The sequence below is a fragment of the Aeromonas sobria genome (genome assembly GCF_006243315.1).
In the GTDB taxonomy this organism is placed as follows: domain Bacteria; phylum Pseudomonadota; class Gammaproteobacteria; order Enterobacterales; family Aeromonadaceae; genus Aeromonas; species Aeromonas sobria_A.
The window spans coordinates 32,266-55,389 of sequence record NZ_NKWE01000017.1; the positions used below are offsets into that span (position 1 = coordinate 32,266).

General features: G+C 55.6%; 16 protein-coding genes, 5 tRNA genes and 3 pseudogenes. 10 read left to right on the forward strand and 14 right to left on the reverse strand.

Translation table 11 applies throughout. The features are described 5' to 3' along the window. Positions 1-21: 21 nt before the first annotated feature. A pseudogene (locus CF137_RS04050) lies at positions 22-651 on the reverse strand (GGDEF domain-containing protein); the annotation flags it as partial. Between CF137_RS04050 and tnpC the strand changes: the two are divergent. After that, positions 651-1,738, forward strand: a pseudogene (gene tnpC, locus CF137_RS04055) (IS66 family transposase); the annotation flags it as partial. The pseudogenes CF137_RS04050 and tnpC sit on opposite strands and share 1 nt — an antisense overlap. 8 nt (positions 1,739-1,746) lie before the next feature. Here the strand turns inward: tnpC and CF137_RS04060 are convergent. Together CF137_RS04060 and smrB are read right to left on the reverse strand one after the other, a co-directional pair. Beyond that, positions 1,747-2,271, reverse strand: a pseudogene (locus CF137_RS04060) (PAS domain-containing protein); the annotation flags it as partial. A gap of 57 nt (positions 2,272-2,328) precedes the next feature. Further along, a complete protein-coding gene (gene smrB, locus CF137_RS04065) occupies positions 2,329-2,853 on the reverse strand; it encodes an endonuclease SmrB (protein WP_101324500.1) in 525 nt (174 codons plus the stop codon). A gap of 86 nt (positions 2,854-2,939) precedes the next feature. On the opposite strand from smrB, the gene prmB reads away from it, so the two are divergent. Together prmB and aroC are read left to right on the forward strand one after the other, a co-directional pair. Further along, positions 2,940-3,875: a 50S ribosomal protein L3 N(5)-glutamine methyltransferase gene (gene prmB, locus CF137_RS04070; protein WP_042024068.1), complete on the forward strand. Its 936-nt coding sequence runs from the start codon at positions 2,940-2,942 to the stop codon at positions 3,873-3,875. A 12-nt stretch (positions 3,876-3,887) separates the two neighbouring features. Beyond that, positions 3,888-4,976 carry a chorismate synthase gene (aroC, locus tag CF137_RS04075; RefSeq protein WP_139718115.1) on the forward strand — a complete coding sequence of 363 codons (1,089 nt, stop codon included), beginning with the start codon at positions 3,888-3,890 and terminating at the stop codon, positions 4,974-4,976. 113 nt (positions 4,977-5,089) lie between these two features. Here aroC and CF137_RS04080 read toward each other — a convergent pair whose 3' ends face one another. Further along, positions 5,090-5,917, reverse strand: a complete 828-nt coding sequence (locus CF137_RS04080; RefSeq protein ID WP_139718117.1) for a substrate-binding periplasmic protein — start codon at positions 5,915-5,917, stop codon at positions 5,090-5,092. A 351-nt stretch (positions 5,918-6,268) separates the two neighbouring features. Here CF137_RS04080 and CF137_RS04085 point away from each other — a divergent pair, with 351 nt between their 5' ends. After that, entirely contained in the window at positions 6,269-7,663 is a 1,395-nt protein-coding gene (locus CF137_RS04085) for a DEAD/DEAH box helicase (RefSeq protein WP_042023806.1), read from the forward strand. A gap of 283 nt (positions 7,664-7,946) precedes the next feature. Here CF137_RS04085 and kup read toward each other — a convergent pair whose 3' ends face one another. The 4 genes from kup to CF137_RS04105 all read right to left on the reverse strand — a co-directional run bounded on the left by kup (position 7,947) and on the right by CF137_RS04105 (position 12,997). After that, positions 7,947-9,815 carry a low affinity potassium transporter Kup gene (gene kup / locus CF137_RS04090; RefSeq protein ID WP_139718119.1) on the reverse strand — a complete coding sequence of 623 codons (1,869 nt, stop codon included), beginning with the start codon at positions 9,813-9,815 and terminating at the stop codon, positions 7,947-7,949. 631 nt (positions 9,816-10,446) lie between these two features. Further along, positions 10,447-11,739 carry an anti-phage deoxyguanosine triphosphatase gene (locus tag CF137_RS04095; RefSeq protein WP_139718121.1) on the reverse strand — a complete coding sequence of 431 codons (1,293 nt, stop codon included), beginning with the start codon at positions 11,737-11,739 and terminating at the stop codon, positions 10,447-10,449. A 55-nt stretch (positions 11,740-11,794) separates the two neighbouring features. Next, positions 11,795-12,271 carry a hypothetical protein gene (locus tag CF137_RS04100; protein ID WP_139718122.1) on the reverse strand — a complete coding sequence of 159 codons (477 nt, stop codon included), beginning with the start codon at positions 12,269-12,271 and terminating at the stop codon, positions 11,795-11,797. Between the two features lie 30 nt (positions 12,272-12,301). After that, entirely contained in the window at positions 12,302-12,997 is a 696-nt protein-coding gene (locus CF137_RS04105; RefSeq protein ID WP_139718123.1) for an HNH endonuclease, read from the reverse strand. Positions 12,998-13,576: 579 nt separating this feature from the next. Between CF137_RS04105 and CF137_RS04110 the strand changes: the two genes are divergently transcribed. The 6 genes from CF137_RS04110 to fdhD all read left to right on the forward strand — a co-directional run bounded on the left by CF137_RS04110 (position 13,577) and on the right by fdhD (position 20,833). Further along, positions 13,577-14,191 (forward strand): 4Fe-4S binding protein, encoded by a 615-nt coding sequence (locus CF137_RS04110; protein WP_042023801.1) that lies wholly within the window; start codon positions 13,577-13,579, stop codon positions 14,189-14,191. A 122-nt stretch (positions 14,192-14,313) separates the two neighbouring features. After that, complete coding sequence (gene fdhF / locus CF137_RS04115) at positions 14,314-16,458, forward strand: formate dehydrogenase subunit alpha (RefSeq protein WP_139718124.1); 2,145 nt, start codon at positions 14,314-14,316, stop codon at positions 16,456-16,458. Between the two features lie 82 nt (positions 16,459-16,540). Beyond that, on the forward strand, positions 16,541-16,975 hold the full coding sequence (locus CF137_RS04120; RefSeq protein ID WP_101324493.1) for a hypothetical protein: 435 nt from the start codon (positions 16,541-16,543) through the stop codon (positions 16,973-16,975). Continuing rightward, positions 16,972-17,394, forward strand: coding sequence for a hypothetical protein (locus tag CF137_RS04125; protein WP_139718125.1), 423 nt, complete (start codon positions 16,972-16,974; stop codon positions 17,392-17,394). Before CF137_RS04120 ends, CF137_RS04125 begins: the two co-directional genes overlap by 4 nt. 458 nt (positions 17,395-17,852) lie before the next feature. Next, positions 17,853-19,985 carry a sigma 54-interacting transcriptional regulator gene (locus tag CF137_RS04130; protein ID WP_139718126.1) on the forward strand — a complete coding sequence of 711 codons (2,133 nt, stop codon included), beginning with the start codon at positions 17,853-17,855 and terminating at the stop codon, positions 19,983-19,985. Continuing rightward, positions 19,982-20,833, forward strand: coding sequence for a formate dehydrogenase accessory sulfurtransferase FdhD (gene fdhD / locus CF137_RS04135; protein ID WP_162515830.1), 852 nt, complete (start codon positions 19,982-19,984; stop codon positions 20,831-20,833). The genes CF137_RS04130 and fdhD overlap by 4 nt, the downstream gene beginning before the upstream one ends. Before the next feature lie 159 nt (positions 20,834-20,992). Here fdhD and CF137_RS04140 read toward each other — a convergent pair. The 6 genes from CF137_RS04140 to CF137_RS04165 form a co-directional block, all read right to left on the reverse strand. Beyond that, a tRNA-Val gene (locus CF137_RS04140) sits at positions 20,993-21,069 on the reverse strand. 37 nt (positions 21,070-21,106) lie between these two features. Then, positions 21,107-21,183, reverse strand: a tRNA-Val gene (locus CF137_RS04145). A gap of 70 nt (positions 21,184-21,253) precedes the next feature. Continuing rightward, a tRNA-Val gene (locus tag CF137_RS04150) sits at positions 21,254-21,330 on the reverse strand. Between the two features lie 18 nt (positions 21,331-21,348). Further along, a tRNA-Val gene (locus CF137_RS04155) sits at positions 21,349-21,425 on the reverse strand. Between the two features lie 13 nt (positions 21,426-21,438). Next, positions 21,439-21,515 (reverse strand) — tRNA-Val (locus CF137_RS04160). 175 nt (positions 21,516-21,690) lie between these two features. Then, complete coding sequence (locus tag CF137_RS04165; protein ID WP_139427132.1) at positions 21,691-23,070, reverse strand: MATE family efflux transporter; 1,380 nt, start codon at positions 23,068-23,070, stop codon at positions 21,691-21,693. Positions 23,071-23,124: the final 54 nt, after the last annotated feature.

A 23,124-nucleotide genomic window follows, 5' to 3' on the forward strand; every position in this document is an offset into this window, starting at 1 on the left:
CCAAGAAAGATGAGTGTGCCATCAGGTCGGTTCCTGCACCTCTTTGCGGCAGCAGTTACGGCCCTGTTTTTTGGCCAGATAGAGGGCGGTGTCGGCCCGGGTGATCATCTGTTCGACGCTGTCGAGGGGGCCCTTGCTGGTGCTGATCCCGATACTGATGGTGAGGGTTACTTCGAGGGAGTCTGCCAGTGGGTGGGCCGCCGACGCCACCGCCAGCCGGATCCGCTCTGCGCTGGCCCAAGCCTGATCCAGCGCCGTCTCCGGCAACAGCACGATAAACTCTTCTCCGCCCCAGCGGCCCAGCATGTCGACCTCCCGTAGCTGTTTGCCGATCCGGTTAACCAGACTCAACAACGCTTGATCCCCCTGCTGGTGGCCATAGGTGTCGTTGACTTGTTTGAAGTGATCGATGTCGATCATCAGCAGACTCATGGTGCGGCCAAAACGTTGGCAGCGCTGCATCTCGGCATTGACCAGTTCACCGAAACGGCGCCGGTTGGCAATACCGGTAAGCGGATCCGTGGTGGCGGCCACTTTTAACTCTTCCACCAACCGGGCTCGCTCGGAGATATCCCGCAAGATGGCGGTCATCTCTGTGGTCTGACCAAGGTTGATCTTGGCGATGGTCACTTCAAGGGGGAATTCGCTGCCCTTATCGGGTGCATCAGGTGTTTGAGCTGCCAGAGGTGAGTTACTTCGTTACCGAGCATCAACTGTTCCGTGCCACCTGTACTCACTGCATCAACACGGCAGAGGCGACGCTGCCCGACACGGTCAGTGACACCCAGATGGGCCCGAACCTGCTCAGTTACATCGCCCTGCAAAGTGGTCAATTCCATCAGAGCGTCAGCCAGATACAGCAGCAGCTTAAACAGCACGTTGGTCTGGGCTTCAGTCGCGGGGCTATCAGCGAAGCACAAGGGCGGGTCAGTGCCATGCTGACGCCTACCCATCAGGCCATCAAGCAGCAGGTGCAGTCGGCCTCGCTCATCCATGCCGACGAGACCCGTCATCAACGGGGTGGCGAGCGGCGGTGGATGTGGATGGCGCTAAGCAAGATAGCGGTCTGCTTCATGACAGCCTACGGTCGTGGTATCGATGCCGCCAAACGGCTGCTGGGGCAGGAGCCTGCAGGCGTGCTGGTGACGGACCAGTATGCCGCTTACCGGTTTGTAGACACGAGTCAGCGTCAGCTTTGCTGGGCCCATGTGCTGCGCAACGTGGCCGCCATCGCTCAGAGTGGTGAGCAGGTTAATCAGCCCATCGGCACAAGGCTGGTGCTGCTGGCCAACAGTGTGTTTCGCGCTCGCCACCGCTATGAGAATGGTGAAATCAGCAAGGAACTGTATCTGCGCCGGCTCAGGCACTATCGACAGAGTTGGTTAAAGCAGTTAGAGCGAGGGACACTGCTTTGCTCGAAGCGGTATCGGGGGCGCTGCGAGTGGCTCATCAAGGATGACGAAATGCTGTGGCAGTTTATGAATGATGACGATATTCCGCTGACGAATAACGAAGCGGAGCGAGCGCTGCGCGGCTATGTACTGTGGCGCAAAGGGAGCTATGGTGTGTGTTCACATCGTGGGGAACTGTTTCGTCAGCGAATACTGTCATTGGTGGAGACGGCAAACGACTGGGACGTTGCCCGCAGGATTGGCTGCGCGCAGTTGTTCGTGCTTGCATCGAGAAAACGGATTACCCCATCCCTGCCGAGTTGTGTGCGTCAAGCCCCTGCCGGTGAACGGTTACACTTTGATCGACGCCAAACATCTCGCAGGCGGCGGTATTAATCAGCTCGATGCGCGATTCGCTGCTGACGCTGATGATGCCGTCATAGGCTGAGTTGACGACGGCTTCAAAGCGACGTCGGCTGGTGGCGAGCGCCTCTTCCAGCTGCTTTTTGGCAGTGATGTCGATGGCGGTGACGATTATGCGGATGATGCGCGGTTGTTCGGGCATGATGGGAGAGAGCACAAAGCGCCACCAACTGGTGCGAGAGAGGGTATCGATGGGCAGCTCGCTTTCGATCCCCGTCTGTTGACTGACGCACTCGTGCATTGGCTGTTCGATGGTGTTGGTGATGTAGCGGGGGAACAGTTCGCTTAGCGGCTTGCCAATGCAGCCAAGCACATCCAGCTCGAAGGCATTGGCGAAGGTATCGTTGGCCGAGACCAGCACAAAATGGTCATCTTTATCGAGACTGAACACTGCCACGGCGGCGCCAATGGCATCGAGGGATGCCTTGATGTCGGCATGGGAGCCTTGTGTAAACATGCGACCTCCACTGTCAATAACCTATTGATAGTCAGTATAGGGCGCATGGATGGCCAACTACTCTTCGATATCGAGTAATACCAGAATGGCGCTGTCGCCACCCCATTCACGGGGGGATTGATGGAAGGCGCGGACATTGGGGTGCTGGGCCAGCCAGCTGGGAATACGCTGTTTGAGAATATGCTTGCCGATGCCGTGCATCACAGATGCAACGTGAATGTTCTCTTTTTGGCAGAGGGTGAGCAGGGCGGCCAGCTCCTGTTTTGCTTGCTGCTGGTTCATGCCGTGCAGATCGAGATAGATCTCCGGCGGATAAATGCCCCGCTTGAGCTTTTTCAGTTCAAATTTTGATACATCCTCCCGCACGTAACGGGTCGGCCCATCTTCCTCGAGATGAGGCTGATACTCATCGCTGAAATAGTGGTCAACCCCAAGCTTTTCGCGGGTTTCACGCAATTCGCGTTTCTGCTTGACCGGGCGTAACTCGGCCCTTATGGTATCTTGCTTGATTTTCCGGGTACCTTTTATCGCATCGCGGAACAGCAGGGTTTCCTCTTCTGTCTGTGAGGGCGTTTTTTTCATCAGATGCTCATTTTTTTACTAGGTATGCGTCGTGCCCGCTATGCAGTGGGTGCTCGGGCCGGATATTACTCGACTTGGAGGTGGATTTGGACAAGATATTTATCGATGAGGTGGTTGCCGAGATGCACACCATCCAGGACATGTTGCGTTGGGCCATGAGTCGTTTCAACGACGCCGGGATTTTCTACGGACACGGAACCGACAACGCCTGGGATGAGGCTGTGCAATTGGTACTGCCCGCGTTACATCTGCCACCGGATGTAGACCCGGCCATGCGCCACTCCCGTTTGACCAGCAGCGAGCGCCATCGTTTGGCGGAGCTGATCATTCGTCGGGTACAGGAGCGGGTGCCTGCCGCTTACCTGACCAACAAGGCCTGGTACGCCGGTTGGGAGTTTTATGTCGATGAACGGGTACTGATCCCGCGCTCGCCGATTTCCGAAATGGTGGCGAACCGTTTCGCGCCGTTCCTCAAGCATGAACCGACCCGCATCATGGATCTCTGCACCGGCTCCGGTTGCATCGCCATCATCATGGCCCACGAGTTCCCGGAAGCCGAAGTAGATGCCATCGACATCAGCATCGATGCGTTGAACGTGGCCGAGCGCAATATTGACGATCACGGGGTGGAGCAGCAGGTTATTCCGATCCGCTCCGATCTGTTCCGCGATCTGCCAGCCGGTGACAAGTACGATTTGATTGTCTCCAACCCGCCTTATGTGGACTCCGAAGATATGTCGGATCTGCCGGAGGAGTTCCGTCACGAGCCTGAATTGGCACTGGCGTCGGGCTCTGACGGCCTGAAACTGACCAAGCGCATGCTGGCCCATGCCGCTGACTTCCTCAAGGATAACGGCGTGCTGGTGGTCGAAGTGGGCAACAGCATGATCCATCTGGAAGCCCAGTTCCCCGAGATCCCCTTTACCTGGGTTGAATTCGAGAACGGCGGTCACGGGGTGTTCGTGATGACCCGTGAAGAGCTGGTGCAGTATCAGGATCATTTCGCCATCTACAAGAACTAAGCAGGAGCACGCATGGCAGGGAACAGTTTTGGTCTTCTCTTTCGGGTCACCACCTTTGGCGAGAGCCACGGTCTGGCGCTGGGCGCCGTGGTCGATGGCTGCCCACCGGGGCTGGAGATAAGCGAAGCGGATCTGCAGGGGGACTTGGATCGGCGCAAGCCGGGCACCTCCCGCTACACCACACCGCGGCGCGAGCCGGACGAGGTGAAGATCCTCTCCGGGGTGTTCGAGGGCAAGACCACCGGCACCTCTATTGGGCTGCTCATCGAAAACACCGATCAGCGCTCCAAGGATTACTCCGAGATCAAGGATCTGTTCCGGCCCGGCCATGCGGACTACACCTATCACCAGAAGTACGGCCAGCGCGACTATCGCGGCGGCGGTCGCTCTTCTGCCCGTGAGACCGCGATGCGGGTGGCGGCGGGCGCCATTGCCAAGAAGTACCTCAAACAGGTGCATGGCATCGAGATCACCGGTTTCCTCTCCCAGCTCGGCCCCATCAAGGCCGAGGCGTTCGACGCGGCGCAGATCGAGCAAAATCCCTTCTTCTTCCCCGATGCGGGCAAGCTGGAGGAGCTCGATCAATACATGCGCGACCTGAAAAAAGAGGGCAACAGCATAGGTGCCAAGGTGCAGGTCATTGCGCGCCATGTGCCGGTGGGGCTCGGTGAGCCGGTCTTCGATCGTCTCGACGCCGACATCGCCCACGCCATGATGGGTATCAATGCGGTGAAAGGGGTGGAGATCGGCGACGGCTTCGCGGTGGTGGAGCAAAAAGGCTCCGATCACCGCGACGAGATGACTCCGGCTGGCTTTGCCAGCAACCATGCGGGCGGCATTCTGGGCGGCATTTCGTCTGGTCAGGATATCGTGGTGAGCATGGCGCTCAAACCGACCTCCAGCATCACTGTGCCGGGCAAGACCATCAATACCGAGGGTGAGGCAATCGAAATGATCACCAAGGGTCGTCATGATCCTTGCGTCGGTATCCGCGCGGTGCCCATCGCCGAAGCCATGCTGGCGCTGGTATTGATGGATCACCTGCTGCGCCATCGCGGCCAGAATCAAGGGGTGTTAACTCAGACCCCGCAGCTGCGCTGATCGGTGCTGCTGTCTATCGGCTGATCACCCCCTGTTCGGTGATCCGGTTTGATCACTAACACAAAGGCGACCTTCGGGTCGCCTTTGCTATTTCCGGGGGATGGATTATTTCGTCAATGTTTGCGGAGGGTGCGGGTCAGCAGATCCGCAGCCCCCGGATCGGCATTGAGGCGACAGGTGGGGGGCGAGAACTTGCTGTGGGGTTTGGGCAAGGCATGAATGGCCTCGTTGACCTTGAGGAGCTGCGCTTCGCTCACGCTGTTTTTGGCAAACATCAGGCTGACCGGTTGGTGGTGCAGCAACAACTGGCAGCTGATAAACCGGTCGGCCCCCAGTTGGGCCAGCCGATAGTGGGCATATTGCCACTCCATGATGACGCCATCGAGACGACGGGCCAGCAGCAGATCGATCAGTCGGTCATCGGCATTGTATTCGGTCGCCATTTTAAGCGCCGGGCAGCTATCCATCTGATGCATGGGGCGGGTACCCCGCAACTTGCCGATCTTTAGCCCTTTCTCGTTGCACAACGCGGCCAGAGTATCGAGCTTGTCCCAGCGATCCTGATGGCCGGGGATAGGGTTATTGCTCAGCAGCACATAGGCGCTCTGGCGATAGGGGGCCGAGAAGCGGGCATAGCTCTGGCGCTCCGGCAGTGGCAGGGCGGCCATCGCCACATTCAGCTGATCGTGCTCCACCAGATGCAGGGCTCGCGCCCAGGGGAGCTCACGAAATTTGGGGGTAAAGCCCGCCCGTTGCAAAATCTGGCGGGTCAGGCTGACATCCAGGCCATCGAGCTGTCCCTTGTCATCTATCTGACTGAAGGGGGGCCAGTGACTCCAGGCCACCGTGAGGGATGGATCGGCCTGCAGCGTCGGGGCCAGTAGTAGTAACAAGCTCATCAGGGTAAGCCTGCGACCATGGGGAAAACATCGCGTGGTCATCGCTAAACCTCATTATTTTGTTTTGCTATCCCGAGCCTCTGCCTGCCGCTCACCATGGCTGCGGGGGCAGATATTAAGTTGTCAGTTAATAGTGTGGTGCTTGTGTCACCGATTAACGGGATTATTCGGGAGGCTACAGAGGACTTTTCTGTTCGTGCTGGGAGGAATGTCACATTTTTCTCGTTTATCCCGGGCAACTCCGTTAGACTGCGCCTCTATTCTTTCCCCTTTGCTCTGCTCCCCGGGGAAATCGTTGTTTTCTCAATAGGCCCAGACTTGTGAGATGGCATCGGCTCAGCAGAGGAGCCCCACCACAACGTTATCCGGCGCCACTATCCCTAGCAGGTATCTATGAGTTTTACTTCCCTCGGTCTGTCCGAACCCTTGTTGCGTGCTGTTGCCGAGCAAGGCTACGACACCCCGTCTCCCATTCAGTTGCAAGCGATCCCCGCCGTTCTGGCTGGTCGTGACCTGATGGCGGCGGCCCAAACCGGGACCGGCAAGACCGCAGGCTTTACCCTGCCGATGCTGCAACGTCTGATGGAGAGCAAGCGCCGGGTTTCGCCCAACCGCATTCGTGCGCTGGTGCTGACCCCGACTCGCGAGCTGGCTGCCCAGGTGGGCGAGAGCGTGCGTAACTACGGCAAACACTTGCCGATGCGCAGCCACGTTGTCTTTGGCGGCGTCAGCATCAACCCGCAGATGATGGCAACTCGCCGTGGTCTGGACGTGCTGGTGGCCTGCCCTGGCCGCCTGATGGATCTCTACAACCAGAACGCCGTCAAGTTCGACGAAGTCGAGATCCTGGTACTGGACGAAGCGGACCGCATGCTCGACATGGGCTTTATCCGCGACATCCGCAAGATCCTGGCACTGATGCCGAAACAGCGTCAGAACCTGCTGTTCTCCGCGACCTTTGCCGAAGAGATCCGCGAGCTGGCCACTGGCCTGCTCAACAACCCGGCGGTGATCGAAGTTGCCCCGCGCAACAGCACTGCCGAGCGTATCGAGCAGCTGGTGCACCCGTGCGACAAGGCCAACAAGATCGGCCTGCTGAGTCATCTGGTTACCAGCAACGATTGGCAGCAGGTACTGGTGTTCACCCGTACCAAGCACATGGCCAACCGCGTTGCCGAGACCCTCGACAAGACCGGTGTCAGTGCTGCCGCCATCCATGGCAACAAGAGCCAGGGTGCCCGTACTCGCGCGCTGGCCGGTTTCAAAGATGGTAGCGTCAAGGTATTGGTGGCGACTGACATCGCCGCCCGTGGTCTGGATATCGACAAGTTGCCGCAAGTGGTCAACTTCGAGCTGCCGAACGTGGCAGAAGACTACGTTCACCGTATCGGTCGTACTGGCCGTGCCGGTGCTGCCGGTCACGCCATCTCCCTGGTCGCTGCCGATGAAGGCAAGCTTATCAAGGCGATCGAGCGTCTGACCAAGCAGAACATCCCGTGTGAGCAGGTGGCCGGTTTTGAAGCCTCCCGCGAGACCCTGGACAACATCGCCCGTGGTATCGGCGCGCCGCTGCGCAAAGAGCCTCGCGATCCCAGTGAAGAGCGTCGTGCGCCCCGTCCGCAAGGTCAGCGTCAGGGTGCAGGTCGTACCTCTTCCGGTGCTAACGCCGGTGGCGCACGTACCGGTAACGGTGGCAAGCCCAAGCCGCAAGGTGGCCAGCGTCCGGCTGATGGTGCTGGCAAACCGGCGCAAGCCCGTCGCCCCCGTCGCTCCACTCACAACCAGTAAGCGGCTCGGGAGCCTGGCTCCACAGCTATATGGTTGATGTAAAAAGCCCTGCCAATCTGGCAGGGCTTTTTGTTTTTGTCGCACATCAGCTGTTGGTCAGTTGCATCCGCCCGGCATATGGCAGCCGCCTTGCTACACCTGCGGTACGCTCTCTTCTCTTCTCTTCTCGCGGGAGCAGGGTTGGGGATGAGGTGAAGCATCCCCGTGCCTAACCGCAAAGAGAGAGGGAGGCCAAAGCCTCCCTCTCTCTTTTGCTGGCGTGCTTTAGGTCATCAAAATGCCATCAGATATCCACCTGCGAGCCCAGTTCGATCACCCGATTGGGCGGGATCTGAAACTGATCCGGGGCGCGCAGGGCGTTGCGTTGCAGCAGCATAAAGAGCTTGCCGCGCAGGTAGAGGTACCAGGGGCGCTCCTTCATGATCAGCGACTCGTGGGCCATAAAGAACGAGGTCTCCAGCATCCGGCAGCTCAACCCCTCGGCGTTGCAGCGCAGGAAGATATCCTCCACGTTGGGGGTCTCGCGCCAGCCGTAGCTCGCCACCACCCGCCAGAAGGTGGGGGAGAGCTGCTCGATGCAGACCCGCCGCACATTGTGGACGTAGGGCACCTCTTCCACCCGCAGGGTGAGCAGGATGATCCGCTCGTGCAGCACCTTGTTGTGCTTGAGGTTATGGAGCAGCGCATGGGGGATCACATTGACCACCCGCGACATATAGACCGCAGTGCCAGCCACCCGGGTCGGCGGGGATTTTTCCAGCGAGGCGATCATCGGCTCCAGCGAGTTGCCGTGCTCGTTCAAGCGGCGAATAAGCTGAAAACGCTCGCTCTTCCAGCTGGTCATCAGGGTGAACATCACCGCACCCAGGGTGAGCGGCAGCCAGCCACCGGACCAGATCTTCGCCACGTTGGCGGCAAACAGCGGCACATCGATGGCCAGCAGCGCGGCGAGCAGGGCCGCCACCAGATAGCCGTTCCAGCCCCAGCTGTTTTTTGCCACCGAGCAGAACAGGATCGAGGTGAGCACCATGGTGCCGGTCACCGCGATGCCATAAGCGGCCGCCAGATTGCTGGAGTGCTCGAAACTCACGATCACAATCACCACCGAGATATAGAGCAGCCAGTTGATCACCGGAATATAGATCTGGCCGGATTCCAGTTCGGAGGTGTGAACGATGCGAATAGGTGAGAGATAACCGAGCCGCACCGCCTGTCGGGTGAGGGAAAATACCCCGGAGATCACCGCCTGCGAAGCAATCACCGTCGCCATGGTCGCCAGCACCAGCAGCGGCAGCAGCGCCCATTTCGGCGCGAGCAGGAAGAAGGGGTTGGCAATGGCGGCGGGGTTATCGAGCAGCAGCGCCCCTTGCCCGAAGTAGTTGAGCACCAGTGAGGGCAGCACCACCATAAACCAGGCGCGGCGGATCGGCTTTTTGCCAAAGTGGCCCATATCGGCGTAGAGCGCCTCCACCCCGGTGATGGCCAGCACCACGGCGCCGAGGGCAAAGAAAGAGGCGCCCTGATAGGTCATAAAGAAGCGCATCGCCCAGACCGGGTTGAGCGCCGCCAGCACCTCGGGGTTATGAATGATGCTGCGCAGCCCCAGCAGCGCCAGCGTCGCAAACCAGATCAGCATGATGGGGGCAAACAGCTTGCCCACCATGGCAGTACCGTGTTTTTGAATGGCAAACAGCAGGGTCAGCACCAAGACCGAGAGCGGCACTATATAAGGGTCGAGGGAAGGGGCGACCAGCCGCAGCCCCTCGATGGCCGACATCACCGACATCGCCGGGGTGATCACCACCTCCCCATAGAAGAAGCTGCCGCCAATCAGGCCGAGGATGATCAGCAAGGGGACCAGCTTCTCTGGCGTATTGCGGGTGGCCAGCGACATCAGGGTGAGAATGCCCCCTTCACCGGCGTTGTCGGCCCGCATCACAAAAGAGAGGTACTTGACCGACACCACCAGGATCAGCAGCCAGAAGATCAGCGAAAGAAAACCGAGAATGGAGGCGGGTTCAACGCCAAACCCGAATTGCCCTGACAGGCACTCGCGCAAGGTATAGAGCGGGCTGGTGCCGATATCGCCATAGACCACGCCAATCGCCGCCAGCATCACGCCGGACATGGCTTGTTGTTTATCACAGTTCATGAGTTCATCTTGTCAGTTTGATGTTTACACGTTTGCCAACGCACAGGGGCCCGACATATCAGCAAAATAGTGATATTTAATCGGGATAGAATAAATGGATTGCGATGGGAAAGGGGACTAACCGAATGGTGATCTGCTTGTCATGGAACACAGTCTGTTCATCTGTTGTTAAGCTTATAATGACACACACTCTGCGGGACTATGCTCAGTTATAAATAATCAAAAGTTCAATTTGAGTAAGATTATTAATTATCCAACGATTGAAATAGACCACCACAACGCGGACAACCGTTTGCTTTATCTGCGGATCTTTTTTGGCCGCTATTTTTTATCGAAGCGGCTGAAAAACAGACGATAAAATGCTGACTAATAAATGGATGGTGAGGTGGGTAAAGAGGCCAGAATGGGGTGGCAATGGAGTCTTTATTTTATATGTGAGAGGGAAGGGGTGACGGAAACGTAACGTGGCCGTCACAACAGCAGCCACTATCAAGTAAAACGAGAGTGGATATATAGGTAGGGTGCAATGAACGCAGTGAATTGCACCACTCATTAAAAGCGTAAGAGCAGAGGTGCAATGCGCTGCGCTGCGCTTATTGCACCCTGCCATATATAATCTATGTGCTAAAAATTATAATCTATCAAATATTGAGCCTGATGAAGGAGTGAAAATCTTATGATATAGACGAGTTGCATAGTCATCAGTTGTTCCTGCTAAATAATCACAAATAACCCTCATATTTTGACCTTCATTTTTATATCTTTCATAATATTTTGTTGGGAGTAGTCTAGACGGATTGTTGGCAATGACATCAAATAACTTAACAATCATTTGTTGCCCTTTATACTCTAGAGTTTGTACTTCGGGTGTCTTGATGACATTTTTAACCACGAACTTTTTAAATATCTTAAGTTCTTCATTTGGCAATTGCTTTAATTTTGCTTGATAGTCAAGTAAATTGTGTGAGAAAGCATCCTGCTTTATCATTTCTGAATTTATTATAAAATAATTAACCAGATAGCTTATTGCTCTTTTTCTTGTCTTATTTTCTCCCGAAAAAAGTTGTTGTGTTAAAAGATCAATTTGGCCAGATAAAGGGAGCATCCTTAATGGATCTTTTATTATATTTACAACCTCACTTTTCCAGCTTCGCTCGCTGACCAGTCTTAGAGCAATGGAGTCTTCAAGATCATGAACACCGTAGGCAATGTCGTCAGCCATCTCCATAATACTGGTATCTAATGATTTATATAGCGGTTTACCGTGATCTCCAGATACATCCTTAAATGACTGAAATTTATTTTGATCAGCATTGAATGGCTGTAATATCCAATTAACATGACTTTCGTCACAATCAAAAATACATTTTGGGGGGTGGTATGAGTCTAAGTTAATACCACCTTCATTGTTATATTTTTCATTGTTAACTACGGAACTGTGATATGCAGGATACTTAATCAGACCAAGTAGAGTCCTTCTAGTTAGATTTAACCCTCCACAATCTGAGTATTCACCAAGCTTTGTACAAATTCTCAATGTTTGAGCATTACCTTCAAACCCATTATGATTTCTCATCGAATAATTAAGAGCTACTTCCCCGCCATGACCAAAAGGTGGATGGCCAATATCATGAGCCAAACCAATTGACTCAATGAGATTTTGTTCCGGTAGCAGGTTCAGTATTTCTTCATTATCAGAATATGTCCCTTTGAGAAATTCTGCGATACCACCTCCAATTTGTGCAACCTCAAAGGAGTGAGTCAATCTTGTTCTATAAAAGTCACTTTCTCCCAACCCTAGAACTTGAGTTTTTCCCTGTAGTCGCCTAAAAAATGCAGAATGAATAATTCGTGCACGATCACGACTGAATTCATCGCGGTTAAATCCACTTGTTGTTGCAGCTTCAAATCTATCTTTCCACATATATCCTCACTTATATATACTAGTGTCTAAGTTATTTGGAATTAATAGTTATTATTTATCGGGTAAATTTTGTCTGCCAAATTCTAGTTGGAGATCCAGTACTTTCATCTATACCTTCATCAGAGGCTTCACCAAAAATATTATTTGCAAGAGATAATGAAGGTGCGTTATCTATGTCGACAATTGTTTCTATATAAAACTCTCGAATACGCCTTGGCAGATCCTTTTTAAATTGATCGATAACTTTGTTAATAAATGTGAAGGTTAGGCCTTTACCTCGTAGTTCTGGTAAAGTTCCATAAAATAAGCAGTAGCAGTGTAAGCCATTCAATTGTTCGTTTTCATGTAATACGACGGTTTGTTGTACTTTTAGCTTTTTTAGTCTGGCATATGTATAACGATAAGTGTTAAAAGCTTTATCACGAGTATAATAAAAATCATCATTGAATGGAATTCGCTGCATGCGAAACCCTTGAGAAAACGCCAGTTCTAAAGTCTTAAATCCAGTCATAGGATCCTGTTCTTTTCTCATGGTATTACTAATCCTTTTAGTAGTTTAAATTTATTCGCTTTCTTGAACTTCGATTATTAATAGTTTCAGTTCTTGTGGATGCATAGCAGGTTTTTTTCTATGAACCATAGCATGGCAATTAGGGCATAAAGGTAATAAATCTAACACCGGATCTAATTTATAGTTGTGTCCGATTTGAGATAATGGAATGATATGATGAACATGAATAAATCCTTTACCTAAATCTCCATATGTTTTTTCAAAATCAAAACCACATGTCCAACATTTGTTTCCATGATGTTCTATACATATTGATCTAGCGTTAGTGTTCCGCTCATACGCATTCACGCTGATTGTTTTTGTTGCTCCTTCAATAAAAGAGCTGCTCGATAGATCCTCTATGTCATTTTGATATGGGTCAATGGGAAAATAATTCCCATGATTCCAATAACCAACAGTCATCTCTATTTTACTATCCTTTGGTTTATGATAAACATAACCATTAAACGGATAGTTGAACCCCAGATATAAGTATGTACCATCAGGATTTATAGAAAGGAATTTGTTTTTAAGAACTCCTGACTTGTCAATGCCATAGTTGGTTCTATTGTAACAATAGTCGCTAGGTATAATCGATGTAGGTTTTATTTTATGTTTCTTGAATGTAAGGTCTTTAATTTCCTTGGATGTAAATATTATTCTATCTTCTTCGGATAACGTACTAGCAACACTTTGTACAATTGACATATATTTCTCTTTGCTTTTATAACCATATAGTGTGATTGTATTATCAATTTTCATCTAATAAAACTAAGTAACCTAAGTGTCAGATATCCAATCTGCTGCTTTTAGTTTACGCAGCATTATTTTTTAACATCCTGAAAGCGACTCAATGGGGCAGGTTGCCAACTGAAGCATGCTATCCAATCGGGTAGGAGGGAAAAAGAGTGATCGGCGTAAAATCTGTCCAAGATCAATAAATTAGTCATTTATTGGCGTTCTTTTGTGCGTTTGGCCTGCAAAGGCAGGGGGATACTCCTTTGTCAGCCGGTGTCGAGCTCGTCACTTTTGTCGTGTCGATCACAGTTCTGCGGGACGGTCGTCATCGTCACCTGCCTGAAAATCGCAGTTCTCCATTCTAGTTACCCCTTTATTTTCAGTTGTTTGCGAATTTTATTTCGTTCGCCCCCGTTTTTGGTCTGATAAATGCTTTGTGGGTGAGCCGGCTGTATCGTCGCTGTGCGAGTGTGGGCCCCCCGGGGTTGGCACTTGGCCACACCGGGCGATGCCAGTGCGGCAGTAACGAAACATTTAGGATCCCTCTCTATGAACAGCTTCGTGATTGCAGATCCCAGTCTTTGTATTGGGTGTCGTACCTGTGAGGTGGCCTGCGCCGTTTCACACCAGTCAACGTCCTGCACGGGTACCGTTGAGCGGGAGGGCGGCCTGCGTCTTGCCATCGAGGATGGACATCTGGTCTCCAAGGACAGCTATTTCCAGCCGCGCCTGAAGGTGATCGTCGGCAGCAAGGTGACCACGCCGGTGCTCTGCCGCCAGTGTGAAGACAAGCCGTGCGCCGTGGCCTGCCCCAACAATGCCATCGTGACCGAAGATGGCTGCATCAAGGTGTTGCAGGAGCGCTGCATCGGCTGCAAATCCTGTGTGGTGGCCTGTCCTTACGGTGCCATGGCGGTGGTGGTGAAAGAGGTGGCGCCCGCTGCCGGTGCGCTGTTCAAGCGCCCGCAGACCAAGGCGCAAGCCTTGAAGTGCGATCTCTGCCGTCACCGTGAAGCGGGCCCGGCCTGTGTCGAGGTGTGCCCGACCCAGGCGCTGCGTCTGGTGACCCCGGAATCCCTCGGTGAGTTGAATCGCCAGAAGCAGCTGGCCAGTGCCGAGGCGATGGCGGTCTGCCAGCGCCAGCCGGTGTTGGCACAGGGTTGAGGCATCAGAGTTGCGTGCGCATTTGGCCCTTGCTGGCTCTGGGCGCCGTCTCTCAGCCGTTTCTTGTTAAAGGCCTTTTAGCGTTAACCGCCTTTTACCGTTAACAAACAAGAGTGTGAGTCATGAAAAAAGTCATTACCGTCTGCCCCTATTGCGGCACCGGTTGCAAGATCAACCTGCTGGTTGAAAACGACAAGGTGGTGGGTGCCGAAGGCGCCAACGGCCGGACCAACGAGGGGCAGCTCTGCCTCAAGGGTTATTACGGTTGGGATTTCTTGAACGACACCAACCTGCTGACCCCCCGTCTCAAGAGCCCGATGATCCGCCGCGAGCGCGGTGGCAAGCTCGAATCTGTCTCCTGGGATGAGGCGATCGGCTTTGCCAGCAGCCGTCTGGCTGCCATCAAGGCGAAATATGGTGCCGACGCCATCATGACCACCGGCTCTGCCCGTGGCCCGGGTAACGAAGCCAACTATGTGATGCAGAAATTTGCCCGCGCAGTGCTGGGGACGAATAACGTCGACCACTGCGCGAGGGTGTGACACGCACCCTCAGTCTCCGGTCTGGAGACAACTGTAGGCAACGGCGCCATGAGCAACGCCATTCCCGAAATTCAAGAGACCAAGTGCCTGCTGGTGTTTGGTTACAACGCTGCTGACTCTCATCCCATCGTTGCCCGCCATATCCTCAAGGCGAAGGCGAACGGGGCCAAGGTGATTGTGTGTGATCCCCGCATGGTGGAGACCGCCCGCATCGCCGATCAGTGGCTGCCGCTCAAAAACGGTTCCAACATGGCGCTGGTTAACGCCTTTGCCAACGTGTTGATCAGCGAGGGTCTCTATAACAAGGAGTTCGTCGCCAACTACACCGAAGGGTTTGATACCTTCAAGGCGACCGTCGCCAAGTACACCCCGGAATATGTCGAGGGGATCACCGGCCTCAAGGCCGCTGATATCCGCGCCGCCATTCGCACCTATGCCGCGTCGCCTGCTTCCATGATCCTGTGGGGCATGGGGGTGACCCAGTACGGTCAGGCGGTGGATGTGGTCAAGGGGCTGGCGGGTCTGGCGCTGCTGACCGGCAACTTCGGTCGCCGTGGCACCGGTTGCGGTCCGGTGCGCGGGCAGAACAACGTGCAGGGCACCTGCGACATGGGGATGCTGCCGCACCAGTTCCCGGGTTATCAGTCGGTGAGCGACCCCGAGATCAGCGCCAAGTTTGCCAAGGCGTGGGGCGTGCCGTCCCTCTCCCAAAAGCCCGGCTACCGTCTGACCGAGCTGAGTCACAAGGTGGAGGAGGGCAAGTGCAAGGCCTTCTATATCTTTGGCGAAGATCCGGCGCAGACCGAGGCCGATCTGGCCCAGTTCCGCCGCACCTTGGGCGGCATGGATCTGGTGATCGTGCAGGATATCTTCATGACCCAAACCGCCGAGATGGCGGATGTCATTTTGCCCGCCACCAGTTGGGGCGAGCACGAGGGGGTTTACAGCTCGGCAGATCGCGGCTTCCAGCGCTTCTACAAGGCGGTTACTCCCCCTGAGAACGTCAAGCCCGACTGGGCGATCTTCTCGCTGATGGCCACCGCTATGGGGTATCCCATGGAGTATCGCGATACCCAACAGATCTGGGACGAGATGCGCGCCCTTTGCCCGCTCTATACCGGGGTCAGCTACGACAAGATCGCGGATCTCAAGAGCGTGCAGTGGCCTTGCCCGACCGAGGATCACCCGGGCACCAGCACCCTGTTCGAGGGGAATGTGTTTACTACCCCGAGCGGCAAGGGTCAGCTGATTGCCGCCGAATGGCGGGCGCCGCTGGAGCAGCCCTGTGCCGAGTATCCGCTGGTGCTCTCCACCGTGCGGGAGGTAGGGCACTACTCCTGCCGCTCCATGACCGGCAACTGTTCGGCGCTGCAGACCCTGGCCGATGAGCCGGGCTATGTGCAGATCCACCCGAGCGATGCACAAAAGCTTGGGGTGAAGGATCAGGCGCTGGTGTGGATCTCGTCGCGACGCGGCAAGGTGATCACCCGGGCCAACTACAACGATCGGGTTAACGCCGGTGTGGTCTATATGACCTACCAGTGGTGGATCGGGGCCTGCAACGAGCTGACCATCGAGCACCTTGATCCGGTCTCCTACACCCCCGAGTACAAGTACTGTGCGGTGAAGATTGAGCGTATTGAAGGTCAGGCTGAGGCGGAAGTGTACGTCCAGACTGAATACAGCGCGCTCAAGGCGAAATTGCGCAGCGCCGCCAAAGGGTAATCATCGTTAAATAAAGTGGATCCAGGCTCTGTTTACAGAGCCCGGATCCCCTCATCCTTTTTTCAGCTGGCAGGTATCCACCATGAGCCGTGAATTAACGATCTCGTTCGGGATTTTTTATGTTTCAGCCTATTTGTTGGCAATGTTATTGGGGATGGGGTGTTACCTCTGGTACGACGAATTGATATTTCTGCTGGGCTTTGGTTTCTTCGGCTGTTTTATCGCCGCGCGCATCGCCATGGGCGCCGTGCTGGCGGCCCTGAGCGTGCAGTTGGCCTGGCTCGTTGCCTTTCTCTCCACCACGCTGGTCAATACCCTGCTGCTGGGCCTTTGTGCTCTGGTGGTCTATCTGACTCATCAGGTGGTGTCGGTAGACATATCGCAAAATATCAGTTGGTTATTGGTGGCGTTTCAGCTGCTATCCGCTGGCTTTATTTTCGGTGGACTCAAGCTCCATCCAGGCAATATTGGAAAATCAATTTTCGAACAAATCGGTAGTAAGGAGTCAAATATATGAAACGTATTGAAGAGCAAGCGCAACTGCTGGATCTGGAGTATCAGGGCATCGCCCTGCTGTTTGACCAGTTTTGCCAGCGAGCGGGAACCCTCGCCAAGCAATACAAGTTCTTCAATTGGCCCGATTACGAGGATACCCCGCCACTGTGTCGGGCGTTCACCCTGTTGGGGGAGATGCGCGAGCTCAGACTCTCTTGTCAGCCTGGTGAGCGGGGAAAACTCAACGGTATCATCCAGATTGTCGATGCAACCGGGCAGGTTCAGGCCAGCCAGGCGTATCGGGCCGATGGCTGTTTGCTGCAGGCAACGGGCCGATTTCTCGATAATCCGCCCGAGCTGTTACTCAAATTGATGCTTGACGCCGTCTGGCAGCCCAGCCTTGTCGAAGGGCAACCGCTCATCGCCAATCAGTGCCGCTGACAACCTCACCTCGATTATGCCGTGCAGGGATGACACGGGAGCTCGTTAGCCAGAGGAGCTGTCATCGGGTTCGGGAGACGCAAGCCCCGCATTCGGACGAAGGATGGCGTATTCATGGCGGAATATCAGATGGTTGGCCTGGTGCGGGGCGCGCGACAACCCGTGACAAAAGGTTGCTGAAAAATGACAGTCCACTGGCGATAACGGATCTGCTCTGAATGGAGCGGCGAATAAAGGTGTGGAAGGCATCGACCCGGAACCATGAGCCCACTTATTTGCCCCCATGGTTGTATTGAAAATAGGGCTACCTTATGATTCAACGCTCAATACAATGCTATTCCAATGAGTATTGATTTTTATGATTAAACGTTAATGGACTACGTGTTTTATTGCGACATCTGACGGAGCGCCCCGTCCTTGCTGATGTTTTTCCTGCCTAGCTGTAACGTGAGACCAGAATGCTAAATGTGAGTGCCATTCCTCTGGACGACATCTCTCCCATCTGGGACGACGGTTTCCTCCTGCTCTCCAAATCCCTCTTGTCGGCCGTGACGCTCGATGATTTTATCCACAAACTCAACAAGATAGATGCCAGTTTCGGCGGTGTGACCCGGGTCAACCTGATCCTCAATATGGGCACGAGCGAGGAGGCCACTTTCTGTTTTATGGGGGCGATCGGCCCAAAGCACCTGGTCTTCCCCAAAGCGGAGCTTCATGTTTTCCCTCGTCCTACCCGGGAAACCCAGGAGCAAGCCATCGTTCTTTCAGCCGCCCGCTTTGAGAATCGCTGCCCCGCCCTCGATGCCGCAGGGATTTATGCCGGGCTGCGCTCCTACTGTCAGCTCCCCATTACCACCGCCCGCAGCCATCTTGGTGGGGTCGAGTTTATCAACACCCGGCTCGACAACTTCACCATGGAGACGCTGGCAAAACTGACCCAGCTGGCGGCCATCGTGGCCATTGCGCTGGAAAACGTGCTCGACAAGGAGCGCACCCTGGAGCAGGCCAACTCCCTGCGCCTTGAACGGGACAGCTGCAAAATTCTGGTGGATGTCACCAATGCGGTGATCAAACTGGTGCGCATCGCCGAGCTGCCCAAGAGCCTCTTTACCATCCTGCAGCACCACTTCGCCATCAGCAGCTTGTGTCTGGCCGAGTACAACGCCACCTCCGACAGCTTCAAAAGCTATCTGGCGAACAACGAGCAGAGTGAGCAGCCGGGTATCATCGATCACTCCTGTTTCGAGCAGAAGTGCCTGCAGGGGGCGCTCGGCCACAGCGAGCCGTTTTTCGTCTATCGCGATCACGGCCACGGCTGCAGCAATCGCTGCCGCTTTACCTCCCAGATCCTGCCGCCGGAAGCCGAGAGCTCCTGCATTTTGCCGCTGCGTTATCGGGGTAACCTGCTGGGGGTGTTGATCCTCTCCCACCCGAACGCTGATTTCTTTGCCGATATCGATATCTCCCTGCTGGAGCAGGTGGCGGCGCGCACCGCGATTGCCATGAACAACGTGCAGGCGCAGCAGGAGATCTCCAACACCAACGGTGCCAAAGAGAAGACCATTCGCATCAACGAGCCGCAGATGCAGGGGGAGTTCCCCCATATCATCTACCAGAGCGCGGTGATGGAGAGCGTGCTGGAGAAGCTGCGGCTGGTGGCCGAGAGCGACAGCACCGTGCTGATCCTCGGCGAGACCGGCACCGGCAAGGAGCTGATCGCCCAGGCCATTCATCAACTGAGCGATCGCCGCGACCACGAGATGGTGAAGGTGAACTGCGCCGCCATTCCCACCGGTCTTATCGAGAGCGATCTGTTTGGCCACGAGAAGGGGGCCTTTACTGGCGCCCTGACCCAGCGCATCGGCCGCTTCGAGCGGGCCCACAAGGGCACCCTGTTCCTCGACGAAGTGGGGGACATGCCGCTCGACTTGCAGCCCAAATTGCTGCGGGTACTGCAGGAGCACGAGCTGGAGCGGGTGGGTAACAGCAACCCTATCGCGGTGGATGTGCGGCTGGTGGCTGCCACCAACTGCGATCTGCTCTCCATGGTCAAGAACAAGCGCTTTCGAAGCGACCTCTACTACCGCCTCAACGTCTTTCCCATCGAGTTGCCGCCCCTGCGCGAACGGCGTGAGGATATCCCGCTGCTGGTCAATTTCTTTATCAAGAAGATCGCCAAGCGGATGCGCCGCACCATCACCTCGATCCCCGCCGATGCCATGAAGATGCTGGTGTCGCTGCCGTGGTACGGCAATATCCGCGAGCTGGAGAACGTCATCGAGCGCGCCGTGGTGATGACCCGTGGCCATGTGCTCAACCTCTCGCCGGACGAGCTGATGCCGCTCAAGGGCTACCACAAGATTGAGACCCTGGTCTATGACGAGCCCACCTCGTCGCTGTTTGCCAACGAGGCCCCCCATGATGAGCGTGAGGCGATCATCGCCGCCCTGCGCGACTGCAACGGCATCGTGGCCGGTGAGCGGGGAGCTGCCACTCGCCTTGGCATGAAGCGCACCACGCTGCTCTCCAAAATGAAGCGGCTCGGCATCTCGGCCCGAGATCCCGAGATCATCGATGGGGTCGCACCATGAGTAGCGGATCAGATGCCGCCCTGCCGGAGTTGAAACCTGAGCAGAGCGAGCTGGCCCGCTGCGCCATCCATCGCGAGGTGCTGCACTACCGCGCCGATACGGTAACCAGCGACAGCGAAATGGCGCTGCCCTCCGAGACGCCGGTGGCGCTGGTCTACAACGGCATCGCCCACAGCGTGATGATGTGCTCGGCCTCCGATCTGGAGGATTTCGCCATCGGTTTTTCCCTCTCTGAGGGGATCATCGACAGCCTGCTCGATATCCACGACATCGAGCAGGTAGAGGGCTGTCAGGGGATTGAGCTGCACATTACCTTGGCCAACCGCTGCGTCCATCGCCTCAAAGAGAAGCGGCGCACCATGGCGGGCCGCACCGGCTGCGGCATCTGTGGCAGCGAGAGTCTGGAGCAGGTGATCCGCAGCCAGCCAATGCTGCCCGACAGCCAGCGTCTGGCGGTGGCTCATATCGACAAGGTGCTGACGGCGCTGCGCCCGCTCCAGCTGCTGGGCCAGCGCACCGGCGCCACCCATGCTGCCGTGCATCTGGATGGGGAGGGCAACATCCTCGCCATTCGCGAAGATGTGGGGCGCCATATTGCGCTGGACAAGCTGGTGGGGCACCTGCAGCGCAGTGGTCGGCGGGATGGCGCCATTCTGGTGACCAGCCGTGCCAGCTTCGAGATGGTGCAAAAGTGCGCGAGCGCTGGCGTGGAGATTTTGCTCGCCATCTCGGCTGCCACCGAGCTCGCGGTTGAGCGGGCCGAGCAGACCGGACTGACCTTGGTGGGTTTTTGCCGCCCAGGGCGGGCCGAGATCTACAGCGGCTGCCAACGCATTGTGCTGGCGTGACTGTCGGGGGCGCATAGTAGGGGCATAGTATGGGCGTGGCGGGCCCGAACTGCCCGCCACGCTGGGTGCGTCAGTTGGCCATCAGGTCACTACTACCCGGCGTGAATCAGGAAAATAGAATGCAAAAAGCCCGCTCAATTGAGCGGGCTTTTTAGAATCTGGTGCGTCCTAGTGGATTCGAACCACCGACCCCCACCATGTCAAGGTGATGCTCTAACCAACTGAGCTAAGGACGCAGGGTGCGCAATGCGACTTTTACTGCTTGCAGGGGTGTGGTGGGTTTAATTGGATTCGAACCAACGACCCCTACCATGTCAAGGTAGTGCTCTAACCAACTGAGCTATAAACCCACATCTGCAAACACATTTATTGAATTTTCTGAGCTGTACGTTCAGATCTTCAATTCTTTCAAACTGAAATTGGTGCGTCCTAGTGGATTCGAACCACCGACCCCCACCATGTCAAGGTGATGCTCTAACCAACTGAGCTAAGGACGCATAAACAGTATTCTGAGATGGTGCGTCCTAGTGGATTCGAACCACCGACCCCCACCATGTCAAGGTGGTGCTCTAACCAACTGAGCTAAGGACGCATCACAGAAAAAGTGGTGGGTTTAATTGGATTCGAACCAACGACCCCTACCATGTCAAGGTAGTGCTCTAACCAACTGAGCTATAAACCCACTCGATGAACCGGGCTGCATGCCCGTTTCATATCGCCAGCACTGCTGACGTGGTCGGCATACTACCCATGCCCCCCAAGGCTGTCAACAAGCCATATGCACAAAGCAGACTGTTTGCCCAGTTCTTGTGCAGCCTGTTGATTTTGCAGGCGAGTTGTCGCTTTTCAGGGCTCGGTTACTGGGCCCGCGACAAGCTGGTGCAGGCCTCCGGAGTGGCGAAGCGGCCATAGATATGGCGCAATCTTGCCCCCAGCATCAGGGCGGCACTGGTGAGGCCGACGATAAAGCCGATCCAGAAGCCCTGCGGTCCCATCCGTGGCACCAGCCAGTCGGTGAGACCCAGGATCATGCCGGTGGGCAGCCCCAGACCCCAATAGGCGACGATGGTGACGTAGAAGACCGCCTGGGTATCCTTGTAACCGCGCAGTGCGGCAGCCGCAACCACCTGCACCGAGTCGGAGAGCTGGTAGATGGCGGCGAAGAACAGCAAGGTGGCCGCTAGGGTGATCACTTGCTGGTCATCGGTATAGATGCTGGCGATCTGCTCCCGTAGCAGCACGGTCACCGCCGCGGTGAGTGCCGCGACACTCACCCCCAGCAGCAGACCGGTGCGGGCCGCCACCCGGGCGTGATGGGGTTGCCCTTCACCTATGCTGTGGCCGACCCGGATGGTGACTCCCACCCCGATAGAGAGCGGCAGCATAAACACCAGACTGGAAAAGTTCAGGGCAATCTGGTGGCTGGCCACGATTTCAGCGCCGAACGGTGCCAGCATCAGCGCCACCACGGCAAACAGGGTCACCTCGCAGAAGATCGCCATGGCGATGGGGAACCCCAAGCGAAACAGCCGCCAGATCCGGCTGCCATTGGGGCGTACCAGCTGGGAGAAGAGACGGATCTTGCTGAAGTGAGGGGAGAGTTTCACATAGAGGATCATCGCCAGCAGCATGGCCCACAGCACGAGGGCCGTCGCCACACCACAACCTACTCCACCGAGCTTAGGCATGCCGAAGTGGCCGTGAATGAAGATGTAGTTGGCAGGAATATTGACCGCCAACCCGACAAAGCCGATCACCATGGTGGGCATGGTGTGGGAGAGCCCCTCGCTAAAGTTGCGCAGCACCTGGAACATCGCAAAGGCGGGCAGGCCCCACAGGATGGCGTGCAGATAACCCGTCGTTTTGGCCGCCATCACCGGATCCACATTCATATGTGCCAATGCCAGCGGGCTGTAGTAGAGGGCGATCATCGCCAGCGGCGTCACCATCAAGGCGAGCCAGAAGCCCTGATGCACCGCCGGGCGGATCTCGTCTCGCTTACGGGCGCCATTGAGCTGGGAGACGATGGGGGTCAGCGCCATGATGATCCCCTGCACCAGCAAAATGATCGGTAACCAGAAGCTGGACGCCACGGAGACCGCTGCCAGGTCCACTGCGCTGACCTGACCTGCCATCACGGTGTCGACGAAGTTCATGGCGACCTGAGCCACTTGAGCGACCAGAATGGGGCTGGCTAAACGAACGAGCTGCTTCGCCTCGGACCAATAACGTTGCACTGACACCTCCGAGTGGATCAGATAAGAGTAAAAAGAGCGGAAATCGGGAAGATC

What these genes read in the sequence shown, in the direction of transcription:
- CF137_RS04105 (WP_139718123.1), bottom strand. Translation starts at nt 12,997, where the DNA reads ATGTCAATTGTACAAAGTGTTGCTAGTACGTTATCCGAAGAAGATAGA.
- aroC (WP_139718115.1), top strand. Translation starts at nt 3,888, where the DNA reads ATGGCAGGGAACAGTTTTGGTCTTCTCTTTCGGGTCACCACCTTTGGC.
- fdhD (WP_162515830.1), top strand. Translation starts at nt 19,982, where the DNA reads ATGAGTAGCGGATCAGATGCCGCCCTGCCGGAGTTGAAACCTGAGCAG.
- CF137_RS04095 (WP_139718121.1), bottom strand. Translation starts at nt 11,739, where the DNA reads ATGTGGAAAGATAGATTTGAAGCTGCAACAACAAGTGGATTTAACCGC.
- CF137_RS04125 (WP_139718125.1), top strand. Translation starts at nt 16,972, where the DNA reads ATGAAACGTATTGAAGAGCAAGCGCAACTGCTGGATCTGGAGTATCAG.
- CF137_RS04130 (WP_139718126.1), top strand. Translation starts at nt 17,853, where the DNA reads ATGCTAAATGTGAGTGCCATTCCTCTGGACGACATCTCTCCCATCTGG.
- CF137_RS04080 (WP_139718117.1), bottom strand. Translation starts at nt 5,917, where the DNA reads ATGACCACGCGATGTTTTCCCCATGGTCGCAGGCTTACCCTGATGAGC.
- smrB (WP_101324500.1), bottom strand. Translation starts at nt 2,853, where the DNA reads ATGAAAAAAACGCCCTCACAGACAGAAGAGGAAACCCTGCTGTTCCGC.
- CF137_RS04085 (WP_042023806.1), top strand. Translation starts at nt 6,269, where the DNA reads ATGAGTTTTACTTCCCTCGGTCTGTCCGAACCCTTGTTGCGTGCTGTT.
- CF137_RS04100 (WP_139718122.1), bottom strand. Translation starts at nt 12,271, where the DNA reads ATGAGAAAAGAACAGGATCCTATGACTGGATTTAAGACTTTAGAACTG.
- CF137_RS04110 (WP_042023801.1), top strand. Translation starts at nt 13,577, where the DNA reads ATGAACAGCTTCGTGATTGCAGATCCCAGTCTTTGTATTGGGTGTCGT.
- kup (WP_139718119.1), bottom strand. Translation starts at nt 9,815, where the DNA reads ATGAACTGTGATAAACAACAAGCCATGTCCGGCGTGATGCTGGCGGCG.
- CF137_RS04120 (WP_101324493.1), top strand. Translation starts at nt 16,541, where the DNA reads ATGAGCCGTGAATTAACGATCTCGTTCGGGATTTTTTATGTTTCAGCC.